The sequence below is a fragment of the Paraburkholderia caffeinilytica genome (assembly GCF_051027425.1).
Classification (GTDB): Bacteria; Pseudomonadota; Gammaproteobacteria; order Burkholderiales; family Burkholderiaceae; genus Paraburkholderia; species Paraburkholderia caffeinilytica_A.
Window position 1 is genome coordinate 1,201,687 of sequence record NZ_CP186553.1, and the last position, 21,074, is coordinate 1,222,760.

Here is a 21,074-nt window from a genome sequence, read left to right on the forward strand (position 1 = left end):
TGAGAACGCTGGATTGAACGGCCGGGTTGGAAGCCGAGATCGGAGCGCTGAGATCCAAGGGCCAAGATCGAAGAACCAAGATCGAAACGCCCTGCTCGAAATGCCGAAAAGAAAAAGCGGGCGCACTGCCACGGCAGTGCGCCCGCTTTGTTTATTTCGCCGCGGCTTTCGCGTGCACCCCCGCGCGATGTGACGGCGCGAACAGCCGCAGTCCGCTCGCGAGGCTCGCCGCGCCGGCGAAGAAGGCGCCGGTGCTGAGCGCGAGCGTCGGGCCATGCCGGCCGGCGATACCGAAACTCAGCGCGACGAGCGCCGCGCCGGTGGTCTGCCCAAGCAGCCGGGCAGTCGCAACAATGCCGCTGGCGCCGCCGCTGCGCTCGGGCGGCGCGCTCGCCATCAATGCCTTCAGGTTGGGCGACTGGAAGAAGCCGAAGCCCGCACCGCAAATCGCCATGCGGATGCCGATGTCGAGCACATGCGGATGCGCGGGCAGCAACGCCAGCGACGCCATTCCCGCCGACATCACCGCCAGGCCGATCGCGCCGAGCAGGCCCGGCGGATAGCGGTCGGACAGACTGCCCGCCAGCGGCGCGGCCAATGCGACCACCACCGGCCACGGCGTCATCAGGAAGCCGGTCTCGACCTGGCTGCGATGCAGGACATCCTCGAAGTAGAACGGCAGCGACACGAACGCCAGCCCTTGCGCGGCAAACGAGCACACCGCGGTCACCGCCGACAACGCAAACACCGGCCGCTTGAACAGATCGACGGGCAGCATCGGCGCGGGATGACCGGCTTCACGGCGAATCAGCAATACGCCGAACACCACGGCGATCGCGGCCGCGCTCAGCACCAGTTGCGTCGAGGCGCGCTGGGCCGCCTCGCCGAGCGCGAAGATCAGCGCGGCGAAGGTGATCACGTTGAGAAGCGCCGCAATCGGGTCGAAGGTGTGGGTGCCGCGCGCGGTATGCGGCAGCGCGGGCCACGCGAAGCCCAGCGCCAGCAGACCGAGCGGCACGTTGACCGCGAACAGCCACGGCCATGCGGCAACGGAGAGAATCAGCGACGCCACCGTCGGCCCGACCGCGAACGACACGCCGACGATCAGCGCATTGGTGCCCAAGCCTCGCCCAAGCCGATGCGGCGGATACAGATAGCGGATCAGCGCCGTGTTGACACTCATGATGGCGCTTGCGCCGAGTCCTTGCAGCACGCGCGCGGCGGCCAGCATCGGCAGTGTCGACGCGAGCGAGCACGCCAGCGACGCCAGCGTGAACAGCGCAATGCCGCCGATATAAATCCTGCGATGCCCGACGATGTCGCCGAGCGCTGCAAGCGGCAGCAGTGTCGCGACCATCGCGAGCTGGTAGGCGTTGATGATCCACACCGAAGCCGCGGGCGCAGCATGCAGATCCGCCGCGATGGCGGGCAGGGCGGTGTTGGCGATCGCGGTATCGAGCGTGGCGAGTGCGACCGCGAGCATGATCGCGGCCATCGCACGGCGGTTGGCGGCGGACATCGGGCCGTCCGCAGGAAAGGTCTGGTCGAGCGAGCCACCACGGGTGGCGCTGGGTTTATCGGACAAGGCGTGGCTCGTCGGGTTATGCATGCCGCAGCGCCGGGTGCGTCGAAGGGACAGCACGGCGGCGTGCAGGGGCAGGGTTGCGAGGCGTGAAGCGCGGAGCCTAAGTCCAGCGATCAGGGCGGCGCGCGGCGAATGAAGTGATTGTTACAGAGACGTGGAAATCGTGCTGGGAGGCCGGCGGGGCGGGGCACTTTATCGGACGCCCATAACGCAACTAACGGTCAATTCCGCGCGGCATCTTCGAATCGGCGGGCGCCCGCGTCATCACAGGATATCGCTTCGGCATAACAGTTCAGCAGACGAGGCGCGCCGATTTGACCACGTATCGAACCAGTCAACGCCCTTCATCGGCACGTCACACGTCGAAAAAGATAATCGTGCTGCAGCTTCCATGCAGTCGGCTTTCGTTGTTCGCCATCGTTTGCCTGTTTTGCGGGCCGATGCACGCGCCCGGTGCTGTGCACAGGCTGCCTCTGCACCGCGTGCGTGCGCAAAACGCGTGAAGCCCCATATGTCGACGGGCATGGCATGTGCGTGAGCATCCGCTCGCGCTCGCCGGTGTCGGTGGGCCGTAAAATGTCGTACTCTGTTCGTTAACCCGCCTGACCGGCACGCGCCTCCCGTCCGTCATCTATGCGGTTCGCGTATGTCGCGTCGTTTTTTCCCGGAGGCTTCGATGACAGCCGTCGATCTGGAATTCGACCAGCTCAACAGTACCGTCGACGCGCTACGGCGCTCAATTTCCAATCGCATGATGTACGGCGTCGGCAAGGACGCCGTCACCGCTCACCCGCATGACTGGCTGCATGCCGCGGCGCTCGCCGTGCGCGACCGGCTGGTCGCGCGCTGGATGAAGACCACGCGCCTGCAGTACGAACAGGACGTCAAACGCGTTTACTACCTGTCGATGGAATTCCTGATCGGCCGCACGTTTACGAACGCGTTGCTCGCGCTCGGCATTCACGATCAGATGAAGGAAGCGCTGGCGGGTCTCGGCGTCGATATGGACACGCTGGTCAATATCGAGCCGGACGCCGCCCTCGGCAATGGCGGTCTCGGCCGGCTCGCCGCCTGTTTTCTCGATTCGATGGCGACGCTCGGCATTCCGGGCTTCGGCTACGGGATCCGCTATGAATACGGCATGTTCCGTCAGGAGATCGTCGACGGCGAGCAGGTCGAAGCACCGGACTACTGGCTGCGCGCGGGCAATCCGTGGGAGTTTCCGCGGTCCGAGATCAAGTACATGGTGCACTTCGGCGGACGCACCGTGCAGCGTGGCGAGCATGTCGAGTGGATCGACACCGAGCATGTGAACGCCACGGCTTACGACACGGTGATTCCAGGTTACGCGACCAGTGCGACGAATACGCTGCGCCTGTGGTCCGCACGCGCGACCGAAGAGCTCGACCTCGGCGCGTTCAATCGCGGCGATTATCGCAACGCAGTCGATACCAAGAACATGTCTGAGAACGTGTCGCGGCTGCTCTATCCGGATGATTCGACGCCGGCCGGCCGCGAATTGCGGCTGCGTCAGGAGTACTTCTTCGTTTCAGCGACGATGCAGGATCTGATTCGCCGCTATCAGCGCACGCACAGCACGTTCGGGCGTTTCTCCGAAAAGGTCGCGGTGCATCTGAACGATACGCACCCGGTGCTGGCGATTCCGGAACTGATGCGTTTGCTGGTGGATGTTCATCATCAGCCGTGGGACAAGGCCTGGCAGCACGTCACGAAAATTTTCTCGTACACGAATCACACCTTGATGCCCGAAGCGCTCGAAACGTGGGATGTCGAGATGCTCGCGCGCCTTTTGCCGCGGCATCTGGAGATCATCTTCGAGATCAACGCGGGTTTTCTCAAGCATGTCAGCGAACAATCCGGCCATGACGGCGAGATGATCCGCCGCATTTCGCTGGTCGACGAATATGGCCAGCGGCGTGTGCGGATGGCGTATCTGGCGATCGTCGCGAGTCACAAGGTGAATGGCGTATCCAAGCTGCACTCGCAACTGATGACGCGCGATATCTTTGCCGACTTCGCGCGTATCTATCCGGACCGTTTCACCAATGTCACCAACGGCATCACGCCGCGGCGCTGGCTGGCGCAGGCGAGTCCGTCGCTGTCGTCGCTGATCGATCAGCAGATCGGCAAGCAGTGGCGCAGCAATCTGTTCGAACTGGAACAACTGCGCAATCTGCGCAGCGACGGCGCCTTTATCGACGCTTTCCGTGAAGCGAAGCGGCAGAACAAACTGCGGCTCGTGCAGCGGCTCGCGCATCACACCAAACTGCACTTCGATCCCGATGCGTTGTTCGACCTGCAGGTCAAGCGTATTCACGAATACAAGCGGCAGTTGCTGAACGTGCTGCATGTCATCGTGCGCTACAACCAGATTCGCGCGAATCCGGAGCGCGATTGGGTGCCGCGCGTGGTGATGTTCGCCGGCAAGGCCGCGTCCGCGTATCGCATGGCGAAGACGATCATCAAGCTGATCGGCGACGTCAGCGAGAAGGTCAATCACGATCCGTTGATCGGCGACCGCCTCAAGGTGGTGTTCGTGCCGAACTACGGCGTCAGCGTGGCCGAGTTGATTATTCCGGCAGCCGATCTGTCCGAACAGATTTCAATGGCCGGCACCGAAGCGTCAGGCACCGGCAACATGAAGCTCGCGTTGAACGGCGCGTTGACGATCGGCACGATGGACGGCGCCAACATCGAGATCTGCGACGCAGTGGGGCGCGACAACATCTTCATTTTCGGCCACACCGCTGACGAAGTGGACAGCCTGCGCGCCACCGGCTACCGGCCGCGGCAAGTCTACGAAGAGAATCCGGAATTGCGCATGGCGCTCGACCAGATTCGCTCGGGCTACTTCTCGCCGGACGACCCGCGGCGCTTCTCGGATATCTTCCACACGCTCGTGGATTGGGGCGATCACTACATGGTGCTCGCCGATTTCGCCGCGTTTTCGAAAGCGCAAGATGAAGTGGATGCGCGTTTCGTCGACAAGCGCGGATGGGCCGAGAGTGCGATCGAAAATGTCGCGGGCATGGGGCAGTTTTCGTCAGACCGTACGATTGGCGAATATGCGCGCAATATCTGGCACGTGAATCCGCTCAGTATGGAGTGATGCAGGCGGGTTGGTGATTGCGTTTTTTAACGCGCCTGCTCAAATGAAAAAGGCCGTGCGAAAAACTCCGCACGGCCTTTTTTTATCGAACGATGAATATCACGGAGCGAATCGCTCGCTCTCGCTCACTGCATGCAAACCGAACTGTGCGCGCGGGAAATCGAATAGCACGTCGATGTTCTGCATCGCCATCAAACCGACCACGATGCGGTTAGCGCCCGGCTTCGCCTTGACGATCGTGACTTGCGCCTGCTCGTAACGGTGCACCCACGGGCCGGTACCGATTGCCGTTTCATAGTTGCCCTGTTCGAGCACGTTGCCGACATCGCCGTCACCGGTCCAGTTGGGCGCCGCGTCCGTTTCGATGCGGATCATGCCGGTGCTGCCGGTCGCGAACACCAGCGGTGCGCAGAAGGTCATCTTGTCGCCCACATTCACGCAGCCGCGCGGCCATTGCGGATTGCCGTCGTTCGACACGGTCATCGGCACCATTGCGTAATCTTTCGTAATCGCGCTCGAGGGACTCAGCAGCATGTACGGTTTCGCGAAATTCGCGTGCACCAGATAGCGTTGGCCGACGTTGCCGGGCAACGCGCGCAGCGGTTGCGTGTAGCTGTTGTCGTCCGGTTGCGCGGCGCCGACGCCGACGATGCCGGAAAACGCCCAGCCGAATTCACCGGTGTAGCCGTCCATTCCGACACAGTGCCGTGCGTTCGGCAGGCAGCGCACGACGTCCACCGCTTGCGCGGCGATCGGCGTTGGCGTGGTGCTGGCGAGGCTGAACGGCACTTTGATGCCTGAGCCCAGAATCTCCACGCCGTTTGCAAATGACAGCGACGTCATGCCGCCGAAGCTTGCATAGTTCGAACCCGGCAGCACCGACTTCAACACGCGTGCGCCTTGCGTCCCCGTGTCGAGCTCCATATACACCGCCTTACCGTCGAGCTGGACCGGCAGGCCGAGACGCGCATGATCTTCGTCGGCGCGTTCCACGTGCAGCGGAATCAGCAGGCCGTCGCGGCCGCCGTTGATCAGCGTGGCGCTTGCCGCGGGTGGTGCGGGAGTAGGGAAGGTGGTGGCGCAGCCGGTCAGCGCGGCGAGCGCGCCGCTTGCGACCAGCGCCGCCACGGCTGAATGACGAAAATGATGAGCGACATGCCGGCGCGCGGCATGGAGAGACGACAGGAACATAGGATCACGCTTTGCAAAAAGGCGGGTCCCTGGCGAAGGCGATGCATCATAAGCTGCGAGTGGGGTAGCCTGGACAGCACTGGCAGCAACTGCGGTGAATTGCCGCGGCGTGGACGGGGAAACCGGGACGCTTGCGGGGCCTGCGGGAGGGAACACGCGATAACAGGAGCGGCGACTCTACATGGCCACCCGCGGGCACTTGCAAAAATGTGTAAAGGCTTGAGGGCGGCCAGCAAGCTGCCGCGTCGCGAATCAATTTTGTGTTAACGCGCAACGCCCGGCGTTTTGCGAATGGCGAACGCTCAAGCCTTCGGCGCCGGAGCGGCTGCCTTCGCCTCGTGCACGGCCGCGGCGACGCGCTCGACGAACTCGCGATCGGTGCTCATGAGCGCTTCGCGCAGGCCGTTCGCGGTCTGCACCATCAGACGATGCGTGACGTCCTGAGTCGCCCACGTCAGCCAGCCGACCACCACCAGCATCGTGCCGCACACCATGCCGACCGGCGAGCGCAATATCCCGCCGACGATAGCGCCAACGAGTCCAAGCAGCGAGATTGCACGTGGCAAGACTTTATTCTTCGGCACGGTGACGACCTGTACGTCGACGATGTCGCGCAGCGTAAAGACCTGGCCGGCCGACGAGAGTGCGTTGCGCGTGACCGACACGCCGCGATCGTTGAAGGGGTTTTCCATTGAGTCGAATGCAATCGGTAGCAAAGGCCGCAGCGTACCAGACTTCAAATGCCTGAAGTTACGGGCCGTAAAGCCTCCTGACAGCCCACGCGAAATCCGATGACAGAGTCGCTTGACAATCTATCTATGAGTAGATATAGTTCGATCCATGGAAACGACAACGACAGTGCGCGAACAGATCCTCGACCACGCAATCACGCTCATCATGCTGCGTGGTTACAACGGGTTTAGCTACCGTGATCTGTCCAGTCTGGTTGGCGTAAAGACCTCGAGCATCCATTACTACTTTCCGTCGAAAGACGATCTGGTTCTGGAAGCGGTCAACGAGTACAGCAAGGAAGTACTCAACGCCATCCATGCAATCGACGCTTCGTTGCCGGCCGATGTAAAGCTTAACAAGTACGGGAAGCTGTTCGGCAGGACCCTGGGTGACGGCGATCAGATCTGTCTGTGCGGCATGCTGGCTGCCGATATCGGGTCGCTGCCCGATAACATCCGGCAAGCGGTGCAGGCTTTTTTCAAGGCCAACGAAAGCTGGCTGGCCAAGGTTCTGGCGCAGGGCGTGAAGGAACATACGCTGGCGGTGAACGGCAAACCGGAAACTGCGGCGCGCGCCCTCTACGCGGCTTTTCAGGGCAGTGTGCTGGCAAGCCGGTTGTTTCACACCAAGGCTCGACTCGAAGACGTCGAGGCTTCGGTGAAGATTGCGCGATAACGCAGTCGATGTGAGGTGGTCAGCCACCTCTTTGTTTGATTCCCTTATCTATCTTTGAGTAGATAGATAAGGGTAGATGTGATGTTGAATCGTCCGTTTTTTTCGTAGATGTATCTATCTAGTAGTAGATAGCAGAGTCTGAATACTGTCCTCTTTTAAAGGAGCTTCACCATGTCAGTCGAAAAAGTTCTCTACCGCGCCCACGCTCATGCCACGGGCGGCCGCGACGGCCGTGCTGTCGTCCCCGCAGGCAATCTCGACTTCAAGCTGACCACGCCCAGGGAATTGGGTGGTGCGGGCGGCGAAGGCGCCAATCCCGAGCAGCTTTTTGCCGCCGGCTACAGCGCCTGCTTCCTCGGCGCGATGAAGTTCGTGGCGGCGCGCGACAAGGTCGCCATCCCCGCAGATGTTTCGATCGACGGCAGCGTCGGCATCGGCGCGATCCCGAACGGCTTTGGTATCGAAGTCGAACTGAAGATATCCCTGCCCGGCATGACACGCGAAGCGGCCCAGGCTCTGGTCGACAAGGCGCACATCGTCTGCCCTTACTCGAACGCCACCCGCGGCAACATCGACGTCACCCTCACGATCGTTTAATCACGCACCCAATCGATTCACAAAGGAATAAGCCATGAAGACCTTCAAGCCCTTGCTGCTCGCAGCCGCTCTTGCCGCCAGTTCCACTCTCGCCATTGCCGCCAGCCCGGCAACACCGGCCTCGCCCAATCTGGTGACCAGTCAGTTCCTGCATGCGCTGAACAGCGGCACCGGACCGGCCATCAATACGTTGACACCGGCGCAAGCGCGCCAGGTGCTGATCGGTGCGCAGAACAGCGTGAAGGTCGATCTGTCCGGCATCGATGTGTCGAACAAGACCATTGAGCAGGACGGCATCAGCGTGCCGATCACGATCGTGCGGCCGCAAGGCGCAACGGGCACGCTGCCGGTCTTCATGTTCTTCCACGGCGGTGGCTGGATTCTTGGGGACTTCCTGACGCACGAGCGGCTGGTGCGTGACCTCGTCGTGCAATCGGGTGCTGTGGCGGTGTTTGTCGATTACACGCCGTCGCCCGAAGCGCGTTACCCGGTGGCGATCAACCAGGCGTATGCGGCTACCCGATGGGTCGCGGAGCATGGCAATGAAATCGGTGTGGACGGCAGCCGCCTTGCGGTAGTGGGGAACAGCGTCGGCGGCAACATGGCTGCGGTTGTCTCGCTGATGGCGAAGGACAAGCAGGGCCCCGCCATCCGTTTTCAAGGTTTGATGTGGCCGGTGACGGACAACAATTTCAATGACGGCTCGTACAACGCCTATCCGGAAGGCCATTTCCTGACCCGGCCGATGATGAAGTGGTTCTGGGATGCCTATACCAAGGATCCGAAGCAACGTAACGAGATTTACGCCTCGCCGCTGCGTGCTTCAGTCGATCAATTGAAGGGGCTGCCGCCGGCGCTGATCCAGGTCGCGCAGTTCGACGTGCTGCGTGATGAAGGTGAGGCTTATGGTCGCAAACTCGACGCTGCGGGCGATGAAGTCACCACGGTCCGCTACAACGGCACGATCCACGACTTTGGCTTGCTTAATGCACTTGCCGGCGACGCGCCCACCAAAGCCGCAACCCGGCAGCTTGCCAACGAGCTGCAGATGCGTCTGAAGTAACGCGTGCAACCGTGATCGCGGCACCTTGCATAACAGCAGGGTGCCGCGGCGATCTGCGCATTCGACGTTACGTTCACGCAAGGCATCGTCATGTGCCGATACCGAATATTGTTACGGTTATCGAAGCTTTCCCGGAAGCCGCCTATTTGAGGCTGCCGGTAAGAAACTGGCCCAGGCGCTCGCTTTTCGGGTTGACCAGAACGTCTTGAGGATGGCCTTCTTCTTCGATCTTTCCCTTGTGGAGAAAGACCACGTGATTCGACACGTTGCGGGCAAATCCCATCTCGTGCGTGACCACGATCATCGTACGGCCTTCTTCAGCGAGAGCCTGCATCACTTTCAGCACCTCGCCGACCAGTTCCGGGTCGAGCGCCGACGTGGGTTCGTCAAACAGCATGACTTCGGGCTCCATGGCCAGCGCGCGCGCAATGGCCACCCGCTGTTGCTGTCCGCCCGAAAGGTGTGAAGGATACTTGCCTTCCATGTTCGCGTTGAGTCCAACCTTGGTCAGGTACTTGCGAGCCCGCGTTTCCGCTTCAGCCCGGCTCAATCCCAACACGCTGATGGGCGCTTCGACAATGTTTTCGAGCACCGTCATGTGCGCCCACAGGTTGAAGTGCTGAAACACCATCGACAGTTTGGTGCGCATCTTCTGCAATTGCTTGTGATCGCTCACCCGCAAGGCGCCGGTTCTATCCGGCTTGGTCTGGATCTCTTCAGCGTTGAGCGTGATACGCCCCGAACAAGGCTGCTCAAGAAAATTGATGCAGCGTAGAAAGGTGCTTTTACCCGAGCCGCTCGAACCGATGATGCTGATGACATCGCCGGCCTTCGCCTTGAGCGATACGCCCTTCAGAACCTCGTTGTCACCGAACTTCTTGTGCAGATCGTCGACAATCAGCTTATACATATCTCGATACACTCCATCTTGGCTAACGGTAGCCAGGTTCAATGCCCTTGCGGCTTCAGATAGGCCAGCATGCGGGTTTCCATTCTGCGGAACGCCCATACCAGCGCAAACACGATGCAGGCGTACAGCACGGCGGCAATGCCGTATGCCTGGAAGGATGCGTAGGTTGCCGAGTTCACGTCGCGCGTGACCTTCAGGATGTCGGGGACGGTGGCCGTGAAAGCGAGCGTCGTTGCGTGCAGCATGAGGATGACCTCGTTGCTGTAGTTGGGTAACGCGCGCCGCAATGCGGACGGCAGGATGATCCGGGTGTAGAGCTTGAAGCGGGACATCCCGTAAGCCTGCGCGGCCTCGATTTCGCCATAGGCGGTCGATTTGATCGCGCCGGCAAATATCTCCGTGGCGTAGGCACATTCGTTCAACGCAAAAGCAAGCAGCGTGCAGTTCATCGCGTTGCGGAAGAACGTGTCGAGCAGGGCGTGCGAGTGGACGAACTGAAGGCTGTAGAGCCCCGTATAGCAGAGCAGCAACTGCACATAGAGCGGTGTGCCGCGAAACACGTACGTGTAGAGCCAGACCGGTCCGGAGATAAAGCGGTTGCGCGACGAACGGGCGACCGCCAGCGGGACGGCGAGGCAGAAGCCCAGTCCGATCGACGCGACCAGCAACCACAGGGTGATGACGAGGCCGCTGTACCGGTAACCGTCGGTGTACAGGTAGGCTTGCCAGTATTGCCTGACGATTTCGATCACAGTACGGCCCTCCGGACACCTGTCGAATAGCGCTTTTCCAGCCAGATCAACACCAGGTTGGACACCGTCGTGATCACCAGATAGATCGCGCCGGCGGTCAGCGTGAAAAAGAAAAACTCGAGCGTGCTCTTGCCTGCGTCCTGCGACGCCTTGACCACGTCGGCGAGACCGATGATCGAGACGAGCGCGGTGGCCTTGACCAGCACCTGCCAGTTGTTGCCGATGCCAGGCAAAGCGAAGCGCATCATTTGCGGGAACAGGATGCGGTTAAACACCCGCCATGAACTCATGCCGTACGCGAAGCCTGCTTCGAGCTGTCCGCGCGGAACAGCGAGAAAGGCCCCCCGGAACGTCTCGGTGAAGTACGCGCCGTAGATGAAGCCGAGTGTGATGACGCCGGCAACGAAAGGGTCGATGTCGATCTGATCGAAACCGAGCGCGTCGGTCAGATTGTTGAGCAGGATCTGAATGCCGTAGAACAGCAACAGCATCAGCACGAGATCGGGAACGGAGCGAATCAGCGTCGTATAGAGCGTGCCGATTTGAGAGAGGACGCGGTTTGGCGACAGCTTCGCCGCGGCGCCTCCGAGACCCAGCAGGAACGCTGCGGCCAGCGACAACACAGCCAGCTTGATCGTTTCCCATGCGCCCGCAAGGAGAAGCGGGCCAAAACCGTGAAAGAACATGTATTCCTATCCTCGATTGCACAGCGTCCCCATTCGGCGCCGGCGATCGGGCAGGCGGAACGAGCGACGCTGAACCATGGCAGACGGCGGGTAGACCGGCGAAAGGCGCTCAGCTACTGCCTAGCTGCCGTACACGTCGAAGACAAAATATTTCTTCTCGATGGCTTTGTAGGTACCGTCCTTGATGATGTCGGCGATGGCCTTGTCGATCTTCTCCTTCAGATCCACGTCGTCCTTGCGCAGGCCAATGCCGGCGCCGTTGCCGAGGATCTTCGCGTCGACGATGTCCTTGCCTGCAAACTGGAAGCCCGCGCCGCGCGGCGTATTCAGGAAGCCGATGTCAGCCTGCACTGCGTCCTGCAAGGCGCCGTCCAGGCGGCCCGAGAGCAGGTCGGTGTAGACCTGGTCCTGGTTCTGGTACGGCACGATCCTGGCGCCCTTCGGCTCCCAATAGGTCTTGGCGTAGGTTTCCTGGATCGTGCCCTGTTCGACGCCGATCGACTTGCCCGCCAGCGATTCCGGCGTCGGCAGCAAGGTCGAGCCTTTCTTTGCAATGAGGCGCGTCGGCGTGTTGAAGAGCTTGGCCGAGAAGCTGACCTGTTCGGCGCGTTGCGGCGTCATCGACATCGACGACAGCACGCCGTCGAACTTCTTCGCCTTTAGCGCGGGGATCATGCCGTCGAAGTCGTTTTCGACCCACACGCATTTGGCCTTCAGACGCGCGCAGATCTGGTTGCCGAGATCGATGTCGAAGCCGGCCAGTTTGCCGTCGGCACCCTTCGATTCGAACGGCGGATAACTCGCGTCGACTCCGAAGCGGATGGTGGACCAGTCTTTTGCGTAGGCGCCGGTTGCGATGGCTGCGAGCGCGATACACAGGGCAAGCTTCTTCATGACATCTCCAGAAAGGTACTTCGTGACACCGGGTGTTGGGGTTCGAGTCCCGCGCGGCCTCCGGTATCGGATGCGTCCATGTTGTCTAGACGTATCGAATTCGGCGTGTTCGGCGCGCTGATCCGTGCAACTTGTATATACAAGATATCCGGTCAATATTCTGCGAAGCAACTGGGGTTTTCTCGTACACGATTGGCGAAATGTAAGGTTTTAGCCGGTTTTCAGCGCCTGCTGGCTAAGTTTTGCTGTCGAACGCACGTCGCATAACAGGGCGGTATATACACCTTAGGTGCTGAAATTTGCGTATTAATGTCTATACAAGATGACGCTGAGATCCACTTGTCCGTGACTGGACGAGCTGAGCAAGCTGGATGCGCTTAGGCCGCGAGCGCGGCCGGGAGAGGGGAAAGGAGATTTTGCCAGGAACTGGCGGGGGCTTGAAAAACCGGTCCCCCAAAAGAAAAAACGCCCCGCAGGGCGTTTTCCATAACCTCGGAGCGGCAAGGAGCTGACGCTCCTCGCCGGCAAAGGCAAGACTCGCTTAGAACTTGTGACGGATACCGACGCGGAATGCCAGTTGGTTGTCCGCGCCCGTGCCCGACGTGCTGAAGTAGCTCGTGCTCGAACCGATCTGCGCTTGCAGATCCTGCGTGCCGTTGCGACCCGCTGCGATCTGGTAGATACCCAGTGCATACACGTCCGTACGCTTGCTCAGCGCGTAGTCGACGCTCAGGTCGGCCTGGTTCCAGTGGCCGCGATTCGCATTGCTCAGGTGCATGTACGTGTAGCCCGCGCCTGCCGTCAGTGCCGGCGTGAACGCGTACTTTGCGCCCGCTTCGTATGCCGCGAACGTGGTCGAACCGCCCGTGATCGGCTCGAAGCGCGTGTTCGTGTACAACGCCCACAGCGTCGCAGCGCCGATCGAGTAACGGCCGCCGACACCGAACGTGCGCAGATCGCGGACGTTGCCCGTCGAGACGTTGGCGATGCTGGTCGAGAATGCCGGGGTTGCCTGGCTCGGGTAACGGATGTCCGTGTACGCTGCGCCGACGCCGAACGGGCCGTTCGCGTAGTTCACGCCGAAGCTGTAAGCACGCGACGAACCTGCCACCGGTGCCGCGGTCGTGCCGCTAGCCGGCGAACCGGCAAATGCGCCAGCCTGGTTCGAGAAGCCGTACATCGCGCCGAAGGTCAGGCCCGAGAAATTCGCGCTGCTGAACTTGACTGCGTTGTTGATGCGGCTGGAAGTCAGTTGATCGACGTCGTTGATGTGGTAAGCGTAGTTACCCGCGACGGTTTGGCCACCGGTCGAGTAGTTGCCACCCAGATAATCCGTCGAAAACGAGTACTGGCGACCGAACGTCAGCGAACCGATGCCGTCTTTCGACAGACCGACAAACGCTTGACGGCCGAACATCGCGCCGCCTTGGCCCAGCGTGCCGTTGCCGCTGTTGAAGCCGTTTTCCAACACGAACAGCGCCTTCAGGCCGCCACCGAGGTCTTCGGTGCCGCGCAGGCCCCAACGGCTGCCTTGAGCAACGCCGTCGTCGTACTTGAAGAGGTTACCGTGGCCGGTGGCGGTCTTCGAGTTGTTCACATAGCTGATACCGGCATCGATCAGGCCATACAGCGTGACGCTGCTTTGTGCATGGGCGGCACTGGCGAAGACGGCGAGGGTAGCGGCGGTCAATACTTTCTTGTTCAAGACTTTCTCCGATAAAAAATTAAGCGATCGCCAAGCCCTGCTCTTTGGTAAGGTCGTGCGATGGCTCGAAATTTAAGGGAATGCAGAGTAAGGTATGTGACAGCTTGGCTTTTTTTGATATCTGTCGCGCTCGCGCGACACTCGTGTAGCTTCGCTAGTTGAAATCAAGCAGGGCACGCGGTTCATAAGCTTTTTCCGGATCGTGCGTATAAGCGTGTGAAAAACGATTGGTTTTCGGGGGCATCGGCGGCATGCGACGATCCGCGCCTATCAATCAAAACCGCTCGAGGAACACGCATGCAACGCCGGAAAATCATCCAGAATCTGCTCGCTATTGCCGCTGTTTCGCTAACGGCAACGTTTGCGCATGCGGATGACAAACAACTCAAGATCGGTACGATGAGCGGTCCGGATGCGCAGATCTGGTCAGTCGTGACCAAAGTCGCGGCGCGCGAAGGGTTGAATGTGAGGGTCATCGAATTCAACGACTACGTGCAGCCGAACGCCGCACTCGACGCCGGCGATCTCGACGCCAACGGTTTCCAGCACCAGCCGTTTCTCGATAGCCAGATCAAACAACGCGGCTACAAGATCGTCAACGTCGGCCTGACCTACGTTTCGCCGATGGGTTTCTACTCGCAGAAGCTCAAGTCGCTGAAGGACTTGCCGGAAGGCGCGAAGGTCGGTATCCAGAACGACCCGTCGAATGGCAATCGCGCGCTGCTGCTGTTGCAGAAATATGGCGTGATCAAGCTGAAGCCGGGCGTCGGCACGAACGGCGTCAACGCCACACCGCTCGATGTCGCCGAGAATCCGAAGAAGATCAAGCTGGTCGAACTCGACGCCGCACAATTGCCGCGCGCGCTCGGCGACCTCGATGCCGCGTCGATCAATACGGACTACGCGGTGAAGGCCGGTTTGCAGCCGACCAAAGACGCGATCGCGATCGAGGACCTCAAGGGTCCGTACGCGAATCTGATCGCCGTGCGTGCGCAGGATCGCGACAAGCCGTGGGTCAAGAAACTGGTCGCGGCTTATGAATCGGACGAAGTGCGCAAGTACATCGACACGCAGTTCAAAGGCGCGATCATTCCGGCTTTCTGAGCGGCAATTCAGCCGTTTTTGAACAGTCCGTTCTTGCGCGGCAACAGACGCGTAAACGCAAATCGCCCGCTGAAACAGCGGGCGATTTGCCTGGCAAGCATGGCTTCCGCGGGCAATACCGGGAAGTCATGCCTCCTGCTCCTTAATTGCTCAACAACGACCCGCTTCTGAACGCTTTCGCACCGGCAATGCGTGCGAATTCCAGCCCGGCCGTTGCAAAGCGCGTCAAATGCCGCGCGTACAGTACGCCGGCCACGCTGCTCTTCAGCGTGACAACGCGATCGGTCAACGGATCGACGATGTCGGCGATCTCATGGCCGACATCGACCCAGGTGCCGACTTCGCAGCGGTAAACCAGCACGCCGCTGATCGGCGCGACGATCGGCTCGGCGCCGGCCAACGGTGTCGCGGCGAATTCGAGCGCCGGCAGCGGCGCCGGCGTGCCGTCGATTACGCCACGCGAGGTCAGGTACTCGATGATCGCCTGGGCGTCGCGCTCGGCGTACTCGTACGACACTTCGCGTTGACCGCGCAGTTCGATCGTGACCGAGATCGAGCCGTTCGGAATCGGAAAACGGTCGCCGTAACGGCCGCGCAGATCCGACCAGCAGAAGCTGTGGATTTCGTCGAACGGATTGCCCACCGAATTCAGCGCCAGCAGCGAGGCCTTGGCGTCCAGATAACAGGCGAGCGGCTCGACTTCCGGCCACAGGTCCGGGTTCGTGTACAGGTGCATTGCGGCTTCCCAGTCGCAGTGCAGATCAAGTACGACATCGGCGTCATACGAGAGTTTTTGCAGCGCCAGACGTTGCGATTCGAGTTCGGTTGCCGGTTTTTGCGCGTCGAGCGCTTCACGCATCGCCGCGCGGATCGCGGTGCGATTGGCTTCGATGTTATCGGTCAGACGCGCTTCGATACCGGGCTGAATCAACGCCGACAGTTCGTAGAAATTGCGGTTGAAGTTCTGCGCGCTGTTGGTCTCGAAGCGGCCCGTCAGATGGCCGAGAAAGTGCTGATTCAGACCGATCGGATTGGCCACCGGCACGATCACGACCTCGCCGCGCACCTTGCCGGCGGATTCCAGCGCGGCAAGCTTGCGGCGCAACGCCCACGAGACCAGCATGCCGGGCAACTCGTCGGCATGCAGCGACGACTGGATGTAAATCTTCTGCCCGCCGCCTGGACCATAGTGAAAACTCGTCAGATTACGGGCGGTACCGAGCGTCGGGGCAATCAGCGGATGGGTTTGGGTTTGCATGGTTTTCAAATCCGCGGGCACGTGGGGTATGCCGCGCTATGTCGTTGATTACAGGGAAAATGGGCAACTGTCGGTGATTGGCGGGCTGGCTCGCGGCGCCTCTGTCGCACGATCTTAGCCGATAAGGTGCGACGCGTGGTTTTATGCGGCGCCATCCGGATGACGCGCGGCACGCGGGCAGGGCTGCCTGATCCGATCGCAGCCCGGTTGGCGCGGCAAAGCGGTTCCGCAAGCCCAAGCGGTTCCGCAAACGAAACGGGCCCCGCGTGATGCGGAGCCCGTTTCCTGCAAGCCGGCAAGCGCGCTGTCAGGCGCGCATGGCTGGCTTAGCTGCCGTACACGTCGAAGTCGAAGTACTTCTTCTCGAGCTTCTTGTACGTACCGTCCTTGATGATGTCGGCGATCGCCTTGTCGACCTTCGCCTTCAGATCGGTGTCTTCCTTGCGCATGCCGATACCTGCGCCGTTGCCGAGAATCTTCTCGTCGACCAGATCCTTGCCCGCGAACTCGTAGCCGGCGCCGCGCGGCGTCTTCAGGAAGCCGATTTCAGCTTCGACCGCATCCTGCAGCGATGCGTCGAGACGGCCCGACAGCAAGTCTGCGTAGACCTGGTCCTGGTTCTGATACGGCACGACCTTCGTGCCCTTCGGTTCCCAGTACGTCTTCGCGTAGGTTTCCTGGATCGTGCCTTGCTCGACGCCAACCGTCTTGCCCTTCAGCGAGTCGGCCGTCGGCATGACGCCCGAACCCTTCTTCGTGACGAGGCGCGTCGGCGTGTTGAACAGCTTCGACGAGAAGGCGATCTGCTCAGCGCGTTGCGGCGTCATGGACATCGACGACAGCACGCCGTCGAACTTCTTCGCCTTCAGGGCCGGAATCATGCCGTCGAAGTCGTTTTCGACCCACACGCATTTGGCCTTCAGGCGCGCGCAGATTTCATTGCCGAGGTCGATGTCGAAGCCCGCGAGCTTGCCGTCCGAGCCCTTGGACTCAAACGGAGGGTAGCTGGCGTCAACGCCGAAACGGATAGTCGACCAATCTTTAGCGTGTGCGCCAATCGAGACGGTAGCAAGCAGAGCAACCGTCAAAGCCGCTAGCAGTTTTTTCACTGTTTAACTCCTCGGTGTAGTTCAAATACTCCCGTATGCGGTTGTGCCGCTGCGGGACGCCCGGCGCGACTTACGACCGGGCTTGGGTTGAAGCTGCCGGCCGGGGCGGCCAGCAGCGCGCGCCAAGCTTATCAGTTCAAAAAGATTGGGTAGCTAGTGAAACACCGGATGGCGCAAGGGAATAGCTTTTAAAGCCGGAATCTGGCCAGGATTCGACGCCGCCGTCATGCGTATTGGATTGATTTCGCCCGCGGCGGGTTGCCCTGTAAAGGCCTCGTAATGAAGTTGGCTAATGACGGGAGCTTGCCCGGATACTTCGCGCAATGCGATGTTTTGCAAAACCGGCGTTTAAAACAGCGCTATTTACTACCGAATATTTCAGACTATTAAGACGTTCCTGTTTCAATAGCCTGACGATAGGTTAAAGATTTCCCACGAATTACCGTTAAATGCAGATGAGCGAATTTGTTAAACCAGGCCGGGTAGTTCGTTTTTCTCTATTGAGGCGAGGCTGGAACCAAAAATGGTTTGCTTGGCGCTATTATCAACGCTCCGCGCGCTCGCCTTCGCATGCGCGCGTATCGGTATCTGTCTGAACAAAGTCATCGGGCACTACGCTCGCGGTTAAACGCCGCGCGCCTGTCTGCGCTCGTCGTAAAGGCTTTCTGCTAAGCGGTGTTGTATATGCACACGATTTCGATGGCAGATGAAATGCGCGGTTTCAACACATCGTTACGGCGCCGGATCGCAGTTGTCGCGGCACGCGCGAATTCACTGCGCTGTGGCGGGCTTTCCGGTTTTTTGACGCTGCTGATAAACGCCGCTTTCTGCGGTAGCCTTTTGTCGTCGGCACCGGCCGTGGCTGCCGACCAGGTCTTGCGCGTACTGGCATGGCCGGGTTATGCGGACGCCGACGTCGTCAAGACTTTCGAAACGCGCTATCACGCGAAGGTCGAAGTGACGCTGGTCGATTCCGACGAGGCGTTATGGGCGCAGATGCATACCCAGGGGACGCCGCCGTTCGACGTGCTCGCCGCCAATACGGCGGAAATCGAACGCTATACCCACGCGAATCTGCTGGCGCCGCTCGATCTGGCCAGTTTGCCGAATACGAAAAAGCAGTTGCCGCGATTTCAGGCGCGGTCGTCGATCGAAGGGCTGACCTCGGCAGGCAATGTATACGCCATTCCATTCACGTATTCGTCGATGGGGCTGATCTATGACCGCAAGCAGATCGCCGTTGCGCCGCGCTCGATGCGCGAATTGTGGAACCCACGCTATCGCGGCAAGGTTCTCGACTTCAACAGCGCCCAGCATAATTTCTCGTTCACCGCACTGGCGCTGGGATATCCCCATCCTTTCCAGCTCGATGCCACACAGATGCGGGTGATCGCTCACAAGCTCGTCGATCTGCGCCGCAACCTGCTGACCTATTACACGCTGCCGGAAGAAGCGACCGCGTTCTTCATCCAGCACAAGGTTGCCTTGATGTTCGGTAACTATGGCACCCAGCAGGTTGAGTCGTTGCGCCGCGCCGGCGCGGACGTGGGCTACGTGATTCCCGACGAAGGGGCGCTCGCGTGGCTCGACTGCTGGTCGATGACGCGTGCCGCAAAGGATCGTCCGCTCGCGCTTGCGTGGATCAATTACATGCTCGAACCGGACGTCAGCGTCTTGCTGACGCAACGCCAGGGGCTGGCCAATACGTTGACGGCGCCGGCGGAAAACAGCGACAACGCGCACATCGTCTGGATCGGCCCGGTGGAAGATATCCAGCGGCGCGAGGACCTGTGGAAGAGAATCGCATCCGGCGACCGGTCGGAGCGCTTCTGATGATACGTCCCGGCCTGACATTCAAGTTATCGATTCTGCTTGCTTGCATCGGCGTGCTCGCGTCCGGCGCGACCGGCTACTACGCGTATCGCGCCAACCGTACGATGCTGGTGAGCGAAGCCGAACGCAGCCTGCTGACTTCGACCGAACTGCTGGGCCAGCGCTTTTCCGTTGCAATCGACGATGTCGCTGCCGACGCGCTGGTGCTCGCAAGCCTGCCGTCTTCCGCGGACGTCGCGCAAACCGACAACGGCACTGGCGCGTATGCACCGCGTGAAAAGCTGGCTCAGGCGTACGCCAGCTTCATGGTTCACCATCCCGAGTATCTGCAAATCCGCCTGATTACCCGCAAGCACTACGGACTCGAACTGATCCGCTTCGATCGTGATGGGGACGGTCTCGTGCGGGTCGAAGGGGACAACTTGCAGGAAAAAGGCCAGTTCGCGTATGTGTTCGACACGCTCGCGTTCTCGCCCGGACGCATTTACACCTCGCCGATTTCGGTGAATCACGAGTACGGCACGCATGCCGCCGAGGACAAGCCGACGCTGAGGCTCGGCACACCTGTGGCGGATGCGGGCGGGGCGGTAGTGGGCGTTGTGATTATCGACATCGATCTTGCCGGTCTGCTCAAAAGGTTGCAGAGCGATTTGCCGAGCGACTATCAGGTCTATCTCGCCAACGAATGGGGCGATTTCCTGGTCCATCCGGATGCCTCGAAAACGTTCGGTTTCGACAAGGGGCGCCGGGTTCTGATGCAGGACAGTTTTTCCTCTACCAGGCCGCTGTTCGATCAGTCAAAAAGCGAAGTTTTGCTGAACGGTCTGGTGCGGCCGAAGCAGGCGGCCGGTCAGGTGCTCGCGTTCGTGCGCCGGCCGTTCGGCGCGTCCGAGGGCAACCGCTTTATCGTGCTCGGCCTCGCCAAGCCGCTCGAAGATGTGTTGTCCGGCGCCACCCAACTGGGTAACAGAATTATTCGCATGGTATTGATCTTCAGCGTGCTGGCGCTGTTCCTCGCGATTCTGTTTGCCCGCGCGCTGACCAAGCCTTTGCATATTCTCGCGTACGCGGCGACGCATCTGTTCGCCGAGCACGCGATGGAAACGATGCCGCTCAAACGGACCGACGAGATCGGCGTGCTGGCGCGCTGCTTCGATCGTCTGCGCCGGGAAATCAGGTCGCAGATGGATGTGCTGCATAACAAGCAACGCGAGCTGGTGCATCTCGCCACGCATGACGGGCTGACCGGTCTGCCGAACCGTATGTTGTTCATGCAGAAGCTCGCGACAGCGATCGAAGACGCGACGCGGCGTGAGGAAGGACTCGCCGTGCTGTTCGTCGACCTCGACCGCTTCAAGCAGATCAACGATCAGTTTGGCCATTCGATTGGCGACAAGGTGCTCACGGCGGTGGCGCAACGGCTAAAGCAGGTGCTCTGCACGGCGGATGTCGCCGCGCGCCTGGGGGGCGATGAGTTCATCGTGCTGATCGAAGGGCCGCGCTCCCTGGAGGCGGCGCCGGGAATTGCCTCGCGGATCATGGGTGCGTTGAATGAACCGCTGCTGATCGACGGACAAAGCATGACGGTCGGCGCGAGTATCGGCATCAGCCAGTTTCCGGACGACAGCGCCACCGTGGAGGAGCTTCTGCTCAACGCCGACGCTGCGATGTATGCGGCCAAATCCGGCGGGCGGTGTGGGTATATGCGCTACCAGGATGTGCTCGAGGCGCGGAGGCTGCAACAGGAGCAGGAACAGTTGCAGGCGAGCGAAGGCGCAACGGAAGGCCATGAGGCGGAGCCGACCGCCTGAAGCGCCTTCGTTTAAATAAAGCGCCTATAAAAACAGCGA

The 21,074-nt window shown here is 60.6% G+C and carries 17 protein-coding genes; 7 read left to right on the plus strand and 10 right to left on the minus strand.

Going from position 1 to position 21,074, the window contains the following annotated elements; translation table 11 throughout:
• Positions 1-151: 151 nt before the first annotated feature.
• Complete coding sequence (locus ACOSV0_RS25890; RefSeq protein ID WP_434116142.1) at positions 152-1,519, minus strand: MFS transporter; 1,368 nt, start codon at positions 1,517-1,519, stop codon at positions 152-154.
• 742 nt (positions 1,520-2,261) lie between these two features.
• Between ACOSV0_RS25890 and ACOSV0_RS25895 the strand changes: the two genes are divergently transcribed.
• A complete protein-coding gene (locus ACOSV0_RS25895) occupies positions 2,262-4,715 on the plus strand; it encodes a glycogen/starch/alpha-glucan phosphorylase (RefSeq protein ID WP_434114921.1) in 2,454 nt (817 codons plus the stop codon).
• A gap of 99 nt (positions 4,716-4,814) precedes the next feature.
• Here ACOSV0_RS25895 and ACOSV0_RS25900 read toward each other — a convergent pair whose 3' ends face one another.
• The gene (locus ACOSV0_RS25900; RefSeq protein WP_434114922.1) at positions 4,815-5,906 is read right to left on the minus strand and encodes a hypothetical protein; all 1,092 of its coding nucleotides are present in this window, start codon (positions 5,904-5,906) and stop codon (positions 4,815-4,817) included.
• 302 nt (positions 5,907-6,208) lie between these two features.
• Entirely contained in the window at positions 6,209-6,598 is a 390-nt protein-coding gene (locus ACOSV0_RS25905; RefSeq protein ID WP_434114924.1) for a DUF6232 family protein, read from the minus strand.
• 148 nt (positions 6,599-6,746) lie between these two features.
• On the opposite strand from ACOSV0_RS25905, the gene ACOSV0_RS25910 reads away from it, so the two are divergent.
• The 3 genes from ACOSV0_RS25910 to ACOSV0_RS25920 all read left to right on the plus strand — a co-directional run bounded on the left by ACOSV0_RS25910 (position 6,747) and on the right by ACOSV0_RS25920 (position 8,973).
• Complete coding sequence (locus ACOSV0_RS25910) at positions 6,747-7,313, plus strand: TetR/AcrR family transcriptional regulator (protein ID WP_408435766.1); 567 nt, start codon at positions 6,747-6,749, stop codon at positions 7,311-7,313.
• A gap of 171 nt (positions 7,314-7,484) precedes the next feature.
• Positions 7,485-7,910, plus strand: a complete 426-nt coding sequence (locus ACOSV0_RS25915) for an organic hydroperoxide resistance protein (RefSeq protein ID WP_434114926.1) — start codon at positions 7,485-7,487, stop codon at positions 7,908-7,910.
• 34 nt (positions 7,911-7,944) lie between these two features.
• Positions 7,945-8,973 carry an alpha/beta hydrolase gene (locus tag ACOSV0_RS25920; RefSeq protein ID WP_434114928.1) on the plus strand — a complete coding sequence of 343 codons (1,029 nt, stop codon included), beginning with the start codon at positions 7,945-7,947 and terminating at the stop codon, positions 8,971-8,973.
• A 142-nt stretch (positions 8,974-9,115) separates the two neighbouring features.
• Here the strand turns inward: ACOSV0_RS25920 and ACOSV0_RS25925 are convergent, their stop codons facing one another.
• The 5 genes from ACOSV0_RS25925 to ACOSV0_RS25945 form a co-directional block, all read right to left on the minus strand.
• Positions 9,116-9,883, minus strand: a complete 768-nt coding sequence (locus ACOSV0_RS25925; RefSeq protein ID WP_434116144.1) for an ABC transporter ATP-binding protein — start codon at positions 9,881-9,883, stop codon at positions 9,116-9,118.
• Between the two features lie 38 nt (positions 9,884-9,921).
• Positions 9,922-10,635, minus strand: a complete 714-nt coding sequence (locus ACOSV0_RS25930) for an ABC transporter permease (protein ID WP_434114930.1) — start codon at positions 10,633-10,635, stop codon at positions 9,922-9,924.
• Positions 10,632-11,321 (minus strand): ABC transporter permease, encoded by a 690-nt coding sequence (locus tag ACOSV0_RS25935; protein WP_434114932.1) that lies wholly within the window; start codon positions 11,319-11,321, stop codon positions 10,632-10,634. The genes ACOSV0_RS25930 and ACOSV0_RS25935 overlap by 4 nt, the downstream gene beginning before the upstream one ends.
• Positions 11,322-11,441: 120 nt before the next feature.
• Positions 11,442-12,215: an ABC transporter substrate-binding protein gene (locus ACOSV0_RS25940; RefSeq protein WP_434114934.1), complete on the minus strand. Its 774-nt coding sequence runs from the start codon at positions 12,213-12,215 to the stop codon at positions 11,442-11,444.
• 541 nt (positions 12,216-12,756) lie between these two features.
• Positions 12,757-13,920, minus strand: coding sequence for a porin (locus ACOSV0_RS25945; RefSeq protein WP_434114936.1), 1,164 nt, complete (start codon positions 13,918-13,920; stop codon positions 12,757-12,759).
• Between the two features lie 297 nt (positions 13,921-14,217).
• Between ACOSV0_RS25945 and ACOSV0_RS25950 the strand changes: the two genes are divergently transcribed.
• Complete coding sequence (locus ACOSV0_RS25950) at positions 14,218-15,024, plus strand: MetQ/NlpA family ABC transporter substrate-binding protein (RefSeq protein ID WP_434114937.1); 807 nt, start codon at positions 14,218-14,220, stop codon at positions 15,022-15,024.
• A gap of 142 nt (positions 15,025-15,166) precedes the next feature.
• On the opposite strand, the gene ACOSV0_RS25955 is transcribed toward ACOSV0_RS25950, so the two are convergent.
• Positions 15,167-16,282 (minus strand): succinylglutamate desuccinylase/aspartoacylase family protein, encoded by a 1,116-nt coding sequence (locus tag ACOSV0_RS25955; RefSeq protein WP_434114939.1) that lies wholly within the window; start codon positions 16,280-16,282, stop codon positions 15,167-15,169.
• 326 nt (positions 16,283-16,608) lie between these two features.
• Positions 16,609-17,391, minus strand: a complete 783-nt coding sequence (locus tag ACOSV0_RS25960; RefSeq protein WP_434114941.1) for an ABC transporter substrate-binding protein — start codon at positions 17,389-17,391, stop codon at positions 16,609-16,611.
• A 711-nt stretch (positions 17,392-18,102) separates the two neighbouring features.
• Between ACOSV0_RS25960 and ACOSV0_RS25965 the strand changes: the two genes are divergently transcribed.
• Both ACOSV0_RS25965 and ACOSV0_RS25970 read left to right on the plus strand, forming a co-directional pair.
• Complete coding sequence (locus ACOSV0_RS25965; protein ID WP_434116146.1) at positions 18,103-19,224, plus strand: ABC transporter substrate-binding protein; 1,122 nt, start codon at positions 18,103-18,105, stop codon at positions 19,222-19,224.
• Positions 19,224-21,035, plus strand: coding sequence for a diguanylate cyclase domain-containing protein (locus ACOSV0_RS25970; RefSeq protein ID WP_434114943.1), 1,812 nt, complete (start codon positions 19,224-19,226; stop codon positions 21,033-21,035). Before ACOSV0_RS25965 ends, ACOSV0_RS25970 begins: the two co-directional genes overlap by 1 nt.
• Positions 21,036-21,074 lie beyond the last annotated feature (39 nt).

Coding starts and splice junctions, on each gene's coding strand:
- ACOSV0_RS25890 (WP_434116142.1), bottom strand. CDS start 1,519: ATGTCCGCCGCCAACCGCCGTGCGATGGCCGCGATCATGCTCGCGGTC.
- ACOSV0_RS25895 (WP_434114921.1), top strand. CDS start 2,262: ATGACAGCCGTCGATCTGGAATTCGACCAGCTCAACAGTACCGTCGAC.
- ACOSV0_RS25900 (WP_434114922.1), bottom strand. CDS start 5,906: ATGTTCCTGTCGTCTCTCCATGCCGCGCGCCGGCATGTCGCTCATCAT.
- ACOSV0_RS25905 (WP_434114924.1), bottom strand. CDS start 6,598: ATGGAAAACCCCTTCAACGATCGCGGCGTGTCGGTCACGCGCAACGCA.
- ACOSV0_RS25910 (WP_408435766.1), top strand. CDS start 6,747: ATGGAAACGACAACGACAGTGCGCGAACAGATCCTCGACCACGCAATC.
- ACOSV0_RS25915 (WP_434114926.1), top strand. CDS start 7,485: ATGTCAGTCGAAAAAGTTCTCTACCGCGCCCACGCTCATGCCACGGGC.
- ACOSV0_RS25920 (WP_434114928.1), top strand. CDS start 7,945: ATGAAGACCTTCAAGCCCTTGCTGCTCGCAGCCGCTCTTGCCGCCAGT.
- ACOSV0_RS25925 (WP_434116144.1), bottom strand. CDS start 9,883: ATGTATAAGCTGATTGTCGACGATCTGCACAAGAAGTTCGGTGACAAC.
- ACOSV0_RS25935 (WP_434114932.1), bottom strand. CDS start 11,321: ATGTTCTTTCACGGTTTTGGCCCGCTTCTCCTTGCGGGCGCATGGGAA.
- ACOSV0_RS25940 (WP_434114934.1), bottom strand. CDS start 12,215: ATGAAGAAGCTTGCCCTGTGTATCGCGCTCGCAGCCATCGCAACCGGC.
- ACOSV0_RS25950 (WP_434114937.1), top strand. CDS start 14,218: ATGCAACGCCGGAAAATCATCCAGAATCTGCTCGCTATTGCCGCTGTT.
- ACOSV0_RS25955 (WP_434114939.1), bottom strand. CDS start 16,282: ATGCAAACCCAAACCCATCCGCTGATTGCCCCGACGCTCGGTACCGCC.
- ACOSV0_RS25965 (WP_434116146.1), top strand. CDS start 18,103: ATGCGCGGTTTCAACACATCGTTACGGCGCCGGATCGCAGTTGTCGCG.
- ACOSV0_RS25970 (WP_434114943.1), top strand. CDS start 19,224: ATGATACGTCCCGGCCTGACATTCAAGTTATCGATTCTGCTTGCTTGC.